A 15,567-nucleotide genomic window follows, 5' to 3' on the forward strand; every position below is an offset into this window, starting at 1 on the left:
TCTTTAGATTTGGATGAGTCTACATAACTCCTTATACAATAGTTTCAAGTACAGATACAATTTACCTATACAAACTAAAATGAATTAATAACATAATAAGTTATGAATAATAGTTATTAGTTGTATATTTGTCGCTTTATAAGATTTATAATCATATCAATGCCATAACAGCTGACCGCTATTAAAGACGTTCTAATAACTAACACACTGGGAAGCTGTTCATTAATAATTCATTTGATGACTAATATAACGTCTACTTCATCTAAAATAAGTAAATATCGCTTACATAAGTTGTGACTCAAGTATTGCGCCATAAATCTATGATAGCGAACCAACCAAAGAGAGCGATTATGTTAACTTACAAAGCCCCTTTACGTGATATCAAATTTTTGATTAATGATGTGTTTGACTATCAGACACATTATAAAAGCTTAGACAACGGCGAAAACGCTGATCCTGAAACCGTAGACATGATTCTACAAGGTATGGCTGACTTTGCTGAAAACGTCATTGCCCCTCTCTACCAATCAGGTGGCGAAGAAGGCTGTCATTTTGAAGATGGCGTAGTAACCACGCCAAAAGGTTTTAAAGAAGCATATAGCCAGTTTGTAGAAGGCGGTTGGCAAGGTATCTCATACCCTGAAGAGTTCGGTGGTATGAATTTGCCAACGTCAATTAACCTTATTAAGGCTGAAATGATCGGTACTGCTAACTGGTCGTGGTCAATGTATCCTGGTCTGTCAACAGGTTGTATCAACACCTTGCTTCAGTACGGTACTGATGAGCAAAAAGCACTTTATTTACCTAAGCTGGTCGAAGGCTCATGGGCAGGTACCATGTGTCTGACTGAGCCGCAGTGTGGTACAGATTTGGGTCAAGTTAAATCAAAAGCCATTCCACAAGATGACGGTACTTATAAGATCAGCGGTACCAAAATCTTTATCTCAAGTGGTGAGCATGACTTAACAGATAACATCGTCCATATCGTTTTAGCACGCCTACCAAATGCACCAGAAGGTACACGCGGTATTTCATTATTTATCGTACCTAAATTCACGCCGAACGCTGAAGGTGAAGCTGGCGAGCGCAATGCCGTAGTTTGTGGGTCAATCGAACACAAAATGGGCATCAGCGCATCTTCGACGTGTGTATTGAACTTTGATGGTGCTACTGGCTACTTGATTGGCGAACCACACAAAGGCCTAAAAGCCATGTTCACATTTATGAACACGGCTCGTATCGGTACTGGTATCCAAGGTCTAGCGCATACTGAGCTATCTTTCCAGAATGCATTACCATATGCTAAAGAGCGTCGTTCTATGCGTACGCTATCTGGTACTAAAGATCCTGAAAAAGTCGCTGATGCTATCATCCATCATGCAGACGTACGCCGTATGTTACTGACGCAAAAAGCCTTTGCTGAAGGTGGTCGCTCAATGATTTATCATTCAGCACGTTATGCCGACAAAATGGCACAAGGTATTGTCAATGGCGATGATGAAGAGTTCGAAAAGTGGGACGACAAATTGGGCTTCTACACGCCAATCCTAAAAGGCTTTTTGACTGAGCTCGGTATTGAAGCTGCCAAACACGGTCAGCAAGTCTATGGCGGTCACGGTTATATCAAAGAATGGGGTATGGAACAAATTGCTCGTGATGCCCGTATTGCAACGATGTACGAAGGAACCACTGGCGTACAGGCGCTTGATCTATTAGGCCGTAAGGTTATCTTGCAGTCTAAAGGTAAAATCATCCGTGATTACACCTCTAGCATCATGAAATGGTGTGGTGAGTATGCGCTTGATAAAGACATGCGTAAGTTCGTTTGGGCACTAACCAAACTATGTGCTGAGTGGAATACCTTGACCGTACGCTTGATGCTAATGGCGCGTAAAGACCGTGAAATCATCTCAGCAGCGTCAGATGACTTCCTGATGTATTCAGGTTACGTGATGATGGGCTATCATTGGGCTCGTATGGCAGCTGTTGCTTATGAAAAGCTAGAAAATGGTGGTACAGAAGCACCAGAATTCTATAAAGCAAAAATTCAAACTGCTGAATTCTATTTCGATAAGCTACTACCACGTACTTCAGGTCACGCAGAATCGATGGTCGCACCAAGCGAAAGTATGACATCTATGGAAATCGATCACTTTGCTTTCTTAGACTAAGACCGACTAAAACTGCATCGATAACTAATAAAAAAGCGCCTATTATTTAGGCGCTTTTTTATGCTTAACCGAAAATCTACTTATTCAAAACAATAGACAGCAACTATAGGTTTTGGAGGAAAGCTATGCTACTAATTAATTATAAACTGACTTCTTTATAGCTGAATAAAGTAGCCTTTAAAAGGACAGCGGCTGTTAACTACCAAGCATTTTCTTATGATAGACCGCACTTATCTCTTCAACTTCTACACATATCTGTAATGATGCACGCCCTGACTGCTCTGCGCCTATTTTTTCTTCGATAGTAGTGACCAACAGCTCAGCCAACTGGTTACGAGTGGCCATATCACGTCTGCTCATCAGTTTTAGATGAGCATAAATAAACCCATTGGCCTGCTCATCATCTTCAACACCTACTAGAAACGAGTTAATAGGCACAATGCGTGCTTTGATATCAGCAGGCTGCTTGAACTGACCACTATCCCACAATACTTTGTTTAGCGATTTGAGCAATGACTCTTCGTGAGCGATACTAACGTTGGGTGTCACTTGAATGGTTAGATGTGGCATAAGTATGTCCTTGAATGTAGATAGAAAATAGCAGGTATACGGAGGTATAAGTCTACGCCTTATCGCTATGGCCAATCTACAACAATCTTGCTACCAAATGTCTTCAATACAAGAAAGTTCAGTATAGATTACTCATGGATATAGTTAGCGAAATTGTCGATATGGCAAATTTATAATAGGCAGATTACAGCCACCGTAGAATCTTTTACTCATCCGTAATGTCACTAAAGCAAGCATCAAGCGTTGCGGCTAACTGTGTAGGCGGTAATTCAATCTCCAGACCGCGGCGACCACCACTCACATAGACTGTAGGCTGATCTTGCGCTGTGCTATCTATCACGGTTTTTAGCCGTTTTTTTTGACCCAGCGGACTAACACCACCCAGCACATAGCCCGTGCTACGCTCTACTTGTTTGGGATCGGCCATCTGCACTTTTTTGCAAGACAGTAATTTATTAGATGATAAAGCCTTAGCCATTTTTTTAAAATTAAGCGTTTTATCAACTGGTAATATCGCTACAACGAGCACGCCTGTATCAGTCGTTACCACTAAAGTTTTGAACACTTGTGTTACCGCTACGCCAAGTTTTTCTGCGGCTTCTAAACCAAACGAAGCGGCATTACTGTCATGAGTATATTCATGTACTTGGTAATCAAGGTTATGTTTTTTGGCGAGATCGATGGCTGGAGTCATAGTTTTTAGGCTTAATAAAATGGAATTGAGAAATGGATACTATCTTTAGGAGTCATGTATGATAAAAATATATTATTACGCTAAAAATGTTAACTTTCAAATATTTGGACATTTTGTATAATTTGTCACTCACTACAGCGTAACCAAACCGTATTAATATTGGTAGTATATACAGACACTATATATCGCTTTGGTGGCTTTTATGGCATCATAAGCGCAACATATTTGACTATTTTTGATACTGATTATGATACCGAAGTTCCTGAAAAAACGGATTTTTAAAGCGTCGGACGCGGCTACTAGCTCTGCTGAAACTGACGGCAATCCAATTGCTACTAAGACTTATTCTAATGCACCGATCAACCAGCTGTATCGTAAGCTGTCAGGTCAGATGCTCGATGTCGCCGTAAAACCCAAGCTACTAGGTGAGCTGCCCGAGTTCGACCATGATGATCAAACACTAAGGTTTTATGTACTACAGGACTATTCTCGTTCTAACAGTATTCTGATTGATTTACAGACGCAAGAGCATAACTTACCACCTGCATTGGTCGGGGTAAATGATGCCGCTCATAATATTAAAGAGAATGCGGCCATTATATTCTTGAATCATCCAAGTGCCAAAGACAGTCAATTGTCCCCTCGCCTTTCTCGTTTAGTCTCTGCTGTACTGCAACATCCAGAGTTAAAGGTACGTTTGGTACCGGTATCGATTCTATGGGGACGTGCACCTGAAAAAGAAGATTCGTTATTTAAGCTATTAACCACTGACAACTGGCAAGACCCTAGCATTACTAAGCAGTTATTTAATATTGGGGTGATGGGCCGCGATACTTTCGTACAGTTCCACCCACCGCAAGATTTGCGTACTATTATTAACGATAGCATCAAAGGCGATGTGGAAGGACCTGCTACCTTTGACTCAGTCGCTATAGATGGCGTCCAAGAAAACTTGGTAGCAACGGAGTCACTCGAAACAGAATCAGTGGCTACTAACGGTGGTGCAGAAACTGACACCGCGCAAACAACAAACTACGCGCTAGTCTCATCGACTGATAGTAATCGTGAACTGGTTCGTATGCTACAGCAGGAATTATCGATTTATTTAGACAAGCAGCGCGCCAGCATGCTTGGTCCTGATTTATCAGATAGACGCAACTTGGTAGACAAACTGGTGTACTCGCCAGCCATAAAGCATGCGATCGAGATGGAAGCGGCAGAAAAAGGGACTAACGTTCGAGAAGCTCGTAGTCAGGCCAGAGGCTATGCAAACGAGATGGTCAACGACTACTCTTATCCTATTATTCGAGTATTTGAACGCTTTTTAACATGGCTGTGGACGCAGTTGTATGATGGCGTAGAAGTACACCACTTTGAACGAGTACGAGAGCTAGCGACTGATTACGAAATCATCTATGTACCGTGTCATCGTAGCCACGTGGACTACCTATTACTATCCTATGTTATCTATAAACGCGGCTTGAGTATTCCTTATGTCGCAGCGGGTGACAACCTTGACGTACCTGTATTGGGCCCTCTATTACGCGGTGCGGTCGCTTTTTATATTCGTCGTAGCTTTCGTGGTAATGCACTATATACCGCTGTATTGCGCGAATATATGCATACGCTTATTACGCGCAACACTCCGATTGAGTACTTTATCGAAGGTGGCCGTTCACGTTCAGGTCGCTTGCTCCCACCAAAGATGGGCATGCTAGCGATGACCGTACATAGCCAGCTACGTCAAACCAATAAGCCTGTGGTATTTATTCCGACTTATATTGGTTATGAGCGCATCATGGAAGGCGGCACGTACGTCGGTGAGCTAAAAGGCAAGCCGAAAGAGTCAGAGTCTTTAATGGGCCTGCTCAAAGTTGGACGTAAAATCGAGCGTATCTTTGGTAATGTACACTTGAGCTTTGGTACACCGTTGCACCTTAGCGACTTTATGACCAAGTTCGATGTGCCAGCCAATAGTCTGCCATCCGATCGTACGGACTCACCGCTCGATGAAAAAACCAGCGCCATGGTTGATAACATCGGCGTAAAGGTTATGCAGCATATCAACAAAGCCGCAGTAGTGACTCCTGTATCGCTGCTGTCATTGGTTTTACTGTCCGCACCGAAAGCGGCATTGGATGAAAACATTTGCCGTGAGCAAATCGCTTTGTACCAAGGTCTTGCTCAGCAGCTGGTTTACTCAGATGATACGGTTATCACTGACATGACGCCGCAGCAAATCATCGATTATGGTATTAAGCTAAAGCTTATTGAGCGCACTCCGCATATCTTGGGCGATATTATTCAGGTCGCAGGTAAGCAAGCAGCATTGCTCAGCTACTTCCGTAATAATATCTTGCATGTCTTCATCCTACTGTCTTTCTTGTCTGCGCTCGTCGCACGCAACGGTCGTATCAAACGCAGTCGCTTAGATAGTATCGCTGAACAGTTGTATCCATTCTTACAAGGTGAGCTTTTCTTATATTATCCTGCTCACGGCTTAGCTGAGACGCTTGATAAAAAAGTTGATAGCTTACTGTCTAATGGACTTATCGTTGATTTGGGCGATGACACGCTCAGCGTTCCTGAATCTAATAGTAAGCATTATCAACAGCTACAAGTACTAGCAACTCCAGTTGGTCAAAGTCTTGAGCGTTACTTTATGACACTTGCCCTACTCGCTCAACAAGGCTCTGGTAACTTAACTGAAAACGAAGTGGTTGATTTATGTCACCTGCTCGGGCAGCGCTTGTCTGTGCTCTATGCAGATGACATTCCTGACTTCTTTGATCGTGCATTATTCACCAGCTTCATTAGTGCGTTGACCCGTCTTAACTATCTACAAAAAGACGATGAAACAGGCATATTGACATTTGACCATCGTATCAACGACATTGCTCATCATGCTAAGTACGTACTGACGCCTGATATGATGCAAATCTTGCAGCACGTCGCGAGCTTAAATGAAGAAGAAATTACTCACGCCATTACTGAAATTGGTAATAAAAAACAGCGTAAGTTCGGACGTAAGCGTTAGTCTTAACAACTACCCAAACTCTTTGAAATTTTCAGCTAAACAAAAAAAGACCTCTAAAGATTAGAGGTCTTTTTTTTATGTACTACTAATAAATTAAACAGCTGTATTAGTTCGTAATTTTCTTATACTTAGCACGCTTAGGAGTGGCATCATCACCCATGGTCTTTTTACGATACGCTTCAAACTCAGTGTAGTTACCGTCGAACCACACTGGACCTTCTTCTTCGAATGCCAAGATATGAGTCGCGATACGATCAAGGAACCAGCGATCATGCGATACGACCATTACCGTACCTGGGAATACTTGAATCGCATCCTCTAGCGCACGTAAGGTCTCGATATCCAAATCGTTTGATGGTTCATCGAGTAATAAGACGTTCGCGCCTTGCTTTAGCGTTTTCGCTAATTGTAGACGGTTACGCTCACCACCTGATAACTGACCGACGTGCTTTTGCTGATCTGAGCCTTTGAAGTTAAAGCGACCGATATAGGCACGGCTTGGCGTGGTGTAATCACCAACCGTAATAATATCAAGACCGTCAGAGACTTCTTCCCATACCGTCTTGTCGTCATCTAAATGATCACGTACCTGACCGACATAAGCCACTTTAACACTTTCACCCAAGTCAACTGAACCAGTATCCGGCGTATCGCGCTCAGTAATCATATTAAATAGTGTGGTTTTACCCGCACCATTTGGACCGACAATACCAACGATCGCACCAGCTGGAACATTAAAGCTTAGGTTTTCATACAGCAGACGATCGCCGAATGATTTAGAGATATCATTAACCTCAATCACCTTGTTACCCAAACGTGGACCAGGTGGAATATAAATCTCAGAGGTCTCATTACGTTTTTGGAACTCAGTTGAGTTCAATTCTTCAAAGCGCTGTACACGAGATTTAGATTTAGCCTGTTGACCTTTTTGATTTTTACGAATCCACTCAAGCTCTTTTTTCAAGGCTTTAGCAAATGATTCTTCTTGCTTGTTCTGCTGCTCTAAACGATTGTTTTTCTGCTCGAGCCACTCAGTATAGTTGCCTTCATATGGGTAGCCATGGCCACGGTCAAGCTCCAAAATCCACTGAGCAACATTATCCAAGAAATAGCGATCATGGGTAATGGCAACGATAGTACCGCTGTAGTTCTGCAAGAACTGCTCTAGCCATGCAACAGACTCGGCGTCCAAATGGTTGGTCGGTTCGTCAAGTAATAGCATATCAGGGCGCGACAGTAGTAGACGGCACAATGCCACACGGCGTTTCTCACCACCTGACAATTTGCTAACGTCAGCATCCCATGGTGGCAGACGCAGCGCATCGGCGGCTTTTTCTAGCTGGTTATTTAAATTGTGCGCGTCCCAAGATTGGATGATGTCTTCCATCTTGCCTTGCTCTTCAGCAAGCTTATCAAAATCCGCATCAGGCTCTGCGTATTCAGCATAGATAGCATCTAGACGTGCTAGCGCATCTAGTGCTTCACGCATACCGTCTTCGACATTACCACGAACGTCTTTGCTATCATCCAGCTGTGGTTCCTGTGGCAAGTAGCCAACTTTGGTACCTGCCTGAGCGCGTGCTTCACCAGTAAACTCAGTATCCACGCCTGCCATGATACGTAGCAAGGTAGATTTACCTGAACCATTAATACCTAAGACACCAATTTTGGCACCTGGGAAAAATGATAGGTTAATATTTTTTAGAATTTCACGCTTAGGCGGAACAAGTTTTGACACGTTGTTCATCGTGTAAATATATTGAGCCATTAACACTCCGATAGACTGCATAGAAGAGAACAGCAAATGCAACTCAGCGATGATGCCAAGCGTGCCGTACCTCAAAATCAGGGTTACAAATTATAGGTCATTATCGCATTGTGACGCATACCCTGCAAGCTGACAGGTTGTTTTACCGATTGTTTTACTGTTTTTGACAGTGGCCTATACCTCTCAGCTATAGAACTCACTTAGAAAAGTAACCTAGAAAACCCTATCTTAATGAACTAACTTAACATTTTGACTCATTAACGTTTTATAAAGACCACAAAAAATAGCATCAAACCTTTCGCAAATTTAATCAATAGCCGTTAGCATGTTAGTGTGACTTAACAAGTTCAAATAAGTTGATTTCGTATTGGATTAATAAAATCAGCTGTGCTCTTCTACTTGTAACAACATTTATTTTAATAGCATTTATAAAGGTACTGATAACATGGCCAACGGCTATCGCCCTGAAATTGTTCAACGTGCGTTTGTCGACTTTATCGGATCGCGCTTACATCCGTTTTGGTCATTGACGACTCCTAAGTTACGCCTAATCGCACGCTATACATTAAGTAATGATCTGATAGCACTACAATTTGAAACCAATAGAGCCTTCAAGCAGCAAACTTCTAAAATAAGCAACGATTGGCAAGGCGGTCAGTATCTTGATTTGCGTGTTTGTATTGATGGAGTTTACCACCAACGTAGTTACTCGATAGTAGGCTTGACGAACCAACCCCTTTGGTGGCTTGATGATACTTCTGATAGCAATATAGCAGGCCAACGTAATACGGTGACTATCGCGATTAAGCCGCAAGGGCTAGTATCTAATTATTTAACCAAGCAGATGCCACTGGCTCAAGTCGTTGATACGAGCCTACCACTTGGTCATTTTACTTTAGAACAAACGTCAGTAATAGCAAAGGAAAATTTAGATAATAACAAACCTACCTCTTTGCTATTTATCGCTGGCGGTAGCGGTATCACGCCCATGCTAGGACTTATCATTCAAGCATTGCGTAAGGGACACCATGTGACGCTACTGCATTACAGTCGGACCGTTTTACCTAAACTGCAACATCAGTGGCAACAGTTGAATGATACATATCCAGACTTCATTTATCATCTGATCCATACTGAAGACTCGACTACCTATTTGGCTGGCAAGAGGTACTTAAGTGCAGAGGGTCTGCTGTCACTAAATTTATCTCTAGCAGACACGCAGATATTTGCTTGCGGTTCACAAGCGTTATTAACTGGCTTATATAAAGCCGCCGCGGAGATCACTTTACCTACAGACAAACAGCTGCGCGATAATATTATCGTAGAGGATTTTGGCACTGCTCTGACTGATGTTGATAATGGCAGCAATCAAGTATTCGACAAAACAGTATCTGTAGAAGAACATACTGTCTATTTGCGGTCACGGCAACGGCAGTTCAGCAGTAACACGACCATACTGATTGCAGCTGAAAATGCAGATGTACGACTAGCGCATGGTTGCCGGCAAGGTATTTGCCAATTATGTCGCTGTAATAAAATCAGCGGCGTGGTCAAAAATATTCAAACAGGAAAAGTAAGTGATGACGGTTACGAATCTATTCAGACTTGCATCAATATTGCCATGACTGATGTGGTACTCGACATTTAATGACTGGCTTAATATAACGACTGGCTCAACAGAGGGCATATGCTAGACAACCTGTGTGACATAAAAGACAAACGTTACTTTATGGGCTAAAACTCAGATAACTTATCAAACCGGATGCAGTGCTGTTTATTCATGCCGTTTCGGTTAAGGATTTATTTATGCGCTTATTACCACCCGTTACTACGCCACAATCTGCTGTGCCTATCTTGACGCCACTGTCCGATACACGGCTAGCAAAAAATGCGCCTTTACCTTTAACGCCGCAAATACCTTACTCGCAGCTTAACGATGAGGCAATCAATGATAGCAATCAACCAGACACGTCAACACGGACTCGCTACCCAACAGTGACTGATAAACCCTTATCAAAGTCTCAGAGTGATGCTTTAGCCGTAGAGCTCAACGCCTTGTACAAAATCGTTATGGACTCGCTAGGTAGTAAAGATGCACGCTATATACAGCGAATATATGCCACTGTCGTATATAGTGAGATTGTCGCCCGTGGTCTACTCGCAGCAGCTGGGCGTGTGCCGTCGAAACGCAGTCTGGTTGCTACTTGGCTACTTGGTACGTCTTTACTTAGTTTTAGCAAAATATTGAATAATATGGAGCTGGGTCATAACGTCATGCATGGTCAATACGACTGGATGCAACACCCGCACCTTAATAGCCAAAGGTTTGACTGGGATATTGTTTGCCCTGCTCCATTATGGCAACACTCTCATAATTATTTACATCATACTTTTACTAATATTGTTGGCCGTGATCATGACGTAGGCTATCACTTGATTCGGGTGACTGATGAACAGCCTTGGACGCCAGAAGATCGCTACAATATGTTTAGCACAGCAGTACTGGCATTTGGTTTTGAATGGGCAGTAGCGTTTCATGACATTCAAATCAGTGCCGATGAATATGCTGACTCTCCTGATTTGCACAAAATCATGCAGCAAAAATCGCGCGCGCTATTTTCCAAAATCGGACGACAAATAGGTAAAGACTACATTGCCCTACCGTCTGTGGTAGCGCTGACACTAGGTCGTCGTAGCGCCTTTAGTACGCTAAGCGGTAACATGACGGCCAACACTGTCCGTAATCTATGGACGTGGGCAGTAATTTTTTGCGGACATTTCACTGAGCAAGCGCATATCTATACCCATCTCGATGCCAATGAAAGTAAAGGCGACTGGTACGTACGACAAATCCTTGGCTCTAGCAATATCAAAGGCAGCAAATGGTTTCACCTTTTGACGGGTAATTTATCTCATCAAATTGAGCACCATATATTTCCTGATATGCCAGCTGGCCACTATGCAAAGATTGCGCCGCAGGTACAGGACATATGCCGTAAATATAGTTTAACCTACAATACAGGGCGCTTTGGTACACAACTCAAGCAAGTACTGGGGCGTATTTACCACTTTAGCAAACCTAGTGAAAAAGAGTGGCAAGCCTACGTGCAGTCAACGGAGAATGCTGACAGTGATGCTCATCAAGAGGTTAAGTTAGAAGCTAATTTAGATACTGAATCAGCGATAGAAAATACTGGTGGTCTGATTCGATTTTTGCCTCCAGTCGTTCGTAAAGCCATATTGTATGCATGGTGACACATTCAGATTTGCAACCAGATACTGCCATGATAAGGTAGTACAAAAGACATGGATAACTCTAACAGTCTTCCTATCAACTATTACGGTAAATGCCTAGATTGTCGATCGTCAAGCTTGCATACTGAAATCGCGGTATTAAAACCAATAAAATATTTAGTTCATAATAAAAATTCGATAATAAGAAAAGGAATACATTAATGAGTAATCAAACATCTAAACCAAATCTAGAAATTGTTCATAATCAAGCAGCGAAACGCTTTGAGACATCTATCGACGGTCAGACTGGTTATATCAGCTATCAGGAAAGTGCTGACAAGCTGGTCTATGACCATACTATCGTACCGCAACAATTGGGTGGACGCGGTGTTGGCTCAGCCCTCGTTAAGCATGCATTGAATTATGCACGCGAACAAAATAAAAAAGTTGTGCCGCAATGCTCATTTGTCGCGTCATATATTAGTAAGCATCCCGAGTATCAGGATTTAACTTAACTGGCAATGAAATCGGAGTTAGTCAATTCATTGACTAGACCCCGTAAATGATATTGCGCCAAGCAGGACAAAATATGTAGATATTTATGTAGCATAGGAAACATACCCTAGCACCACTTTTAATAAACCAATTCGACATAACAATAAAGGTTATTAATATGAGTAGTTTATCTGACAAACAAATCAATCTACAGCTAGAAGAGCTTGCTGGTTGGCAGCGTGACGGCAATAGTATCGTCAAGACCTATCACTTTAGCGACTTTATCGAAGCTATGAGCTTTATGAATCAAGCGGCATTTCATGCTGAAGCGCTTGAGCACCATCCTGAATGGCGTAACACCTATAATATTGTAGAAGTCCGTTTAACCAATCATGATACGGGCGGTATATCTAGTCAGGATATTCGTCTAGCCAAACGTATGGAGCATATTATTCAACCCAAACGGTTATGATGGCAAGTCTATAACATATGCTTCTGTACTGATTATCTTGATTAGAGCAAACAAAAAAGACCCTCAACTGAGGGTCTTTTTTATAGTAGTTATTTATCAATATAAGCCGTGTTTACATCTTACGGCTGACAAAGGCAACGATAAATAAGATGACAGCAACTGCTAGGAAAATATATGCCAAATTAGCAGATAATCCTGCGACACCGCCGAAACCTAGTAAACTCGCTAGTAGTGCGATCACTGCAAAAATAATAGCCCAACGAAACATAACCTTCTCCTTAATTGATTATAAAAACAGATATTAGAATTTATATAGCACTTATTAACTTGTTTTTATCTAATGCTAGTTATTACTGTTTACGCTTATAGATTAGCAATGTTCATCTTCAAAAAACGTTCATTTTAGTAATAATATCGGTAGGTTATGTAAATTTTGTAGTAACTGTTAATGTCTCATACCAAATTCTATTTAATAGATGATACTTTTAAGATATAACTATATTTTTGAATATAATGCTCTTTAACTAAGTTTTTTTATTTAGCGCTCTTTTATTAAAAGCTACTTTCCTGGCCGTGTGCAGAACTATTTTAAATTTCTAACGTTATACGTGATGTTGTATATGATATAGACATCAAACTATAAACTGTAGCGACCTCATAAACCCCTAACCTAATTAAACGACTTGGTTTATAGTTTAATTTCCACTTATTTTCAAACCTATTAAGGACAATACATATGGATACCAATACGGATAATGAAAACCCTATACAAAAAACTGGCAGCGACACACGACCTTATGCAGTCGTTCTATATGGTGCAACAAGCTTTGTCGGTCAGATTACTGCTCACTATTTAACCAATTTTTTGTCAAATAATAAGAATAAAGACGACTCAAATATATCATGGGCAATTGCAGGTCGCGATGAAGACAAACTCAATCAGCTACAGGCCAAACTTGAGAGCAAGGTAGACATTATTATTGCCAACAGCAACGATACCGCCAGTCTTAATAAGATGACCAAACAAACTCAAGTCATCATTTCAACTGTAGGACCGTATCTGAAATATGGTGAGCCATTGATCAAATCGTGTGCCGAAAATGGTACTGATTATGTCGACCTTACTGGTGAGGCCATTTTTATCAAAGATATGATGGACAAGTACCAAGATACGGCTAAGCAAAGCGGTGCCCGTATCGTCAACTCTTGCGGTTTTGACTCTATTCCATCAGATTTGGGCGCATACTTTACTCAAGCCAAAGCAGAAGAGAAGTTCGGCAAAACCTGTAATGTTATTCATATGCGTGTCAAAGCAGCTAAAGGTGGTATTTCAGGCGGCACTATTGCATCGATGGCATCAATATTTGAAGAGGCTGGCGAGGACAAATCGCGCCGCAAACAAGTGGCCAACCCTTATTTGTTAAACGATGATGCCAATGTACCAAACGTACGTCAGGATAATGTCAGCAAACCAGTATATGACAGCAACCATAAACGCTGGCTAGCACCTTTCGTTATGGCAACCATCAATACGCGTATTGTCCATCGTACCAACCAATTGCTCAGCTATGAGTACGGTCGCGATTTCAAATACGACGAAGCCATGTGGATGCAGGATGGCGTCAAAGGGCAACTATCTAGCTATGCCATGAGCGCAGGTTTATTAGGTTTTGCCACTGCGATGATGATTAAACCAAGTCGCGAGTTACTGTCCAAGCACGTATTACCAAAGGCAGGTTCGGGACCTTCCAAGGACGAACAAGAAAATGGCTACTTTGATATTCGTCACTTTGGACAAACAGCTAAAAATGACACCATCACCGTTAAGGTGACAGGCGACAGAGATCCTGGTTATGGCAGTACCTCTCGTATGATTTCGCAGGCAGCATTATGTTTGGCACAAGACATCAGTAAAGAGGACGTTGGTGGTGGATTTTGGACGCCTGCTTCAGCAATGGGTGATAAGCTAATCACTCGCCTAGAAGCGCATTCTGGCCTTAGCTTTGAAGTGATTGATAGTTAATTTAGCAGATTCCAATACAGGCTCAACATTTTTATGACCGTATCTTGTTATCGAGATACGGTTTTTTATGGTCTACTTTATGAACTCAGATCGGAGTTAAGAAAAAAATAACGTATTTTTTTGGTGAGTAATGTTTCTGTTTTCCAATTATTTAATACTTTAAGATATTAATCACCAATCTAATATTGCTACTACCATTCTATAGATTTTCTGGAAGAATAAGATACAAACATTAGTTTAATAAAATAAACCAAATTAAAATATATATATGTCAAAATTTGAAATTTACTCAGACATTAGTTTTAAAACAGAAGTAAAACCCTACAGAAGAAGTCAATATCATATGAATAGATAATTTCTAAAAAACTATTAATAACAACTAGCTAAGATAAAATACATATCTTAACTATCTAAACATTCATATTTTTAGATACTAATCGTCTTATTGTATATTTGTTGCTAATAGAACTATTTATTGGCAAACCTAATCAGATAATTAACCTTCATTACTTATAAAACCTTAGCAAACTTAAAAGGCTAAATACTAACTAAACTTTAAATGTGACAGTTTCATAACGTCACAAGAAAACATTAAGCTGTTAGAACTTTAATGAGTTTGCTACTGAAATATAAACTGCATCGTTGATAATTTGCATACGGTATTTACAGACACACCTAAATAGAAACGACCCATTATTGAATAAATATGAGTTATCGTTTCTAACTATATCTAATTATATATCATGGAGTTTTACAATGAAAAAGAATGTTTTATCATTAATCGTAGGCGCTACTCTTGTACTACCAACTATGGCAATGGCAGCACCTGTCAATAATAGCGATCTAGCACCATCAGATATGCGTAATGCTCCTGTCGAGAGCACTGTACAAGCCGAAGTAGAAGGTCCTAATGGTGAGCTGCTAGCTACTCAACCTGGCGCTGTAGATGTCGAAGAGTCAAATACTGCTGATGTCGATATGGAAATGGGTAATGAAGCAGATGAAATGAATGGCGAAACTGACGAAGTTGAACAAGAAATTGAAGAAACTAACGATACAAATATGGATGTTGAAGCGAGCGATTATAATTAGATCGGATAGTC

The 15,567-nt window shown here is 41.2% G+C and carries 12 protein-coding genes; 8 read left to right on the forward strand and 4 right to left on the reverse strand.

The window, feature by feature from the left end:
• The first annotated feature begins 350 nt into the window (after positions 1-350).
• Positions 351-2,171: an acyl-CoA dehydrogenase C-terminal domain-containing protein gene (locus ACT3QN_RS02835; protein ID WP_444528820.1), complete on the forward strand. Its 1,821-nt coding sequence runs from the start codon at positions 351-353 to the stop codon at positions 2,169-2,171.
• A 195-nt stretch (positions 2,172-2,366) separates the two neighbouring features.
• Here ACT3QN_RS02835 and ACT3QN_RS02840 read toward each other — a convergent pair whose 3' ends face one another.
• Complete coding sequence (locus ACT3QN_RS02840; RefSeq protein WP_444528821.1) at positions 2,367-2,741, reverse strand: 5-carboxymethyl-2-hydroxymuconate Delta-isomerase; 375 nt, start codon at positions 2,739-2,741, stop codon at positions 2,367-2,369.
• 205 nt (positions 2,742-2,946) lie between these two features.
• Positions 2,947-3,435, reverse strand: a complete 489-nt coding sequence (gene ybaK / locus ACT3QN_RS02845; protein WP_444528822.1) for a Cys-tRNA(Pro) deacylase — start codon at positions 3,433-3,435, stop codon at positions 2,947-2,949.
• Positions 3,436-3,682: 247 nt separating this feature from the next.
• On the opposite strand from ybaK, the gene plsB reads away from it, so the two are divergent.
• The gene (gene plsB / locus ACT3QN_RS02850; RefSeq protein WP_444528823.1) at positions 3,683-6,472 is read left to right on the forward strand and encodes a glycerol-3-phosphate 1-O-acyltransferase PlsB; all 2,790 of its coding nucleotides are present in this window, start codon (positions 3,683-3,685) and stop codon (positions 6,470-6,472) included.
• Between the two features lie 106 nt (positions 6,473-6,578).
• On the opposite strand, the gene ettA is transcribed toward plsB, so the two are convergent.
• A complete protein-coding gene (gene ettA, locus ACT3QN_RS02855) occupies positions 6,579-8,240 on the reverse strand; it encodes an energy-dependent translational throttle protein EttA (protein ID WP_444528017.1) in 1,662 nt (553 codons plus the stop codon).
• A gap of 445 nt (positions 8,241-8,685) precedes the next feature.
• On the opposite strand from ettA, the gene ACT3QN_RS02860 reads away from it, so the two are divergent.
• The 4 genes from ACT3QN_RS02860 (at position 8,686) to ACT3QN_RS02875 (ending at position 12,441) form a co-directional block, all read left to right on the forward strand.
• Positions 8,686-9,888 carry a flavin reductase family protein gene (locus tag ACT3QN_RS02860; RefSeq protein ID WP_444528824.1) on the forward strand — a complete coding sequence of 401 codons (1,203 nt, stop codon included), beginning with the start codon at positions 8,686-8,688 and terminating at the stop codon, positions 9,886-9,888.
• A gap of 158 nt (positions 9,889-10,046) precedes the next feature.
• Positions 10,047-11,495, forward strand: a complete 1,449-nt coding sequence (locus ACT3QN_RS02865; protein ID WP_444528825.1) for a fatty acid desaturase family protein — start codon at positions 10,047-10,049, stop codon at positions 11,493-11,495.
• A gap of 200 nt (positions 11,496-11,695) precedes the next feature.
• On the forward strand, positions 11,696-11,989 hold the full coding sequence (locus ACT3QN_RS02870) for a GNAT family N-acetyltransferase (RefSeq protein ID WP_444528014.1): 294 nt from the start codon (positions 11,696-11,698) through the stop codon (positions 11,987-11,989).
• A 158-nt stretch (positions 11,990-12,147) separates the two neighbouring features.
• Positions 12,148-12,441, forward strand: a complete 294-nt coding sequence (locus tag ACT3QN_RS02875; RefSeq protein WP_444528013.1) for a 4a-hydroxytetrahydrobiopterin dehydratase — start codon at positions 12,148-12,150, stop codon at positions 12,439-12,441.
• A 112-nt stretch (positions 12,442-12,553) separates the two neighbouring features.
• On the opposite strand, the gene ACT3QN_RS02880 is transcribed toward ACT3QN_RS02875, so the two are convergent.
• Positions 12,554-12,709, reverse strand: a complete 156-nt coding sequence (locus ACT3QN_RS02880; RefSeq protein ID WP_021814049.1) for a DUF1328 domain-containing protein — start codon at positions 12,707-12,709, stop codon at positions 12,554-12,556.
• Positions 12,710-13,177: 468 nt separating this feature from the next.
• Between ACT3QN_RS02880 and ACT3QN_RS02885 the strand changes: the two genes are divergently transcribed.
• Together ACT3QN_RS02885 and ACT3QN_RS02890 are read left to right on the forward strand one after the other, a co-directional pair.
• Positions 13,178-14,464 carry a saccharopine dehydrogenase family protein gene (locus ACT3QN_RS02885; protein ID WP_444528826.1) on the forward strand — a complete coding sequence of 429 codons (1,287 nt, stop codon included), beginning with the start codon at positions 13,178-13,180 and terminating at the stop codon, positions 14,462-14,464.
• Between the two features lie 756 nt (positions 14,465-15,220).
• Positions 15,221-15,556, forward strand: coding sequence for a hypothetical protein (locus ACT3QN_RS02890; RefSeq protein ID WP_444528827.1), 336 nt, complete (start codon positions 15,221-15,223; stop codon positions 15,554-15,556).
• Positions 15,557-15,567: the final 11 nt, after the last annotated feature.

It is taken from the genome of Psychrobacter sp. AOP7-C1-14, assembly GCF_052376135.1.
Classification (GTDB): domain Bacteria; phylum Pseudomonadota; class Gammaproteobacteria; order Pseudomonadales; family Moraxellaceae; genus Psychrobacter.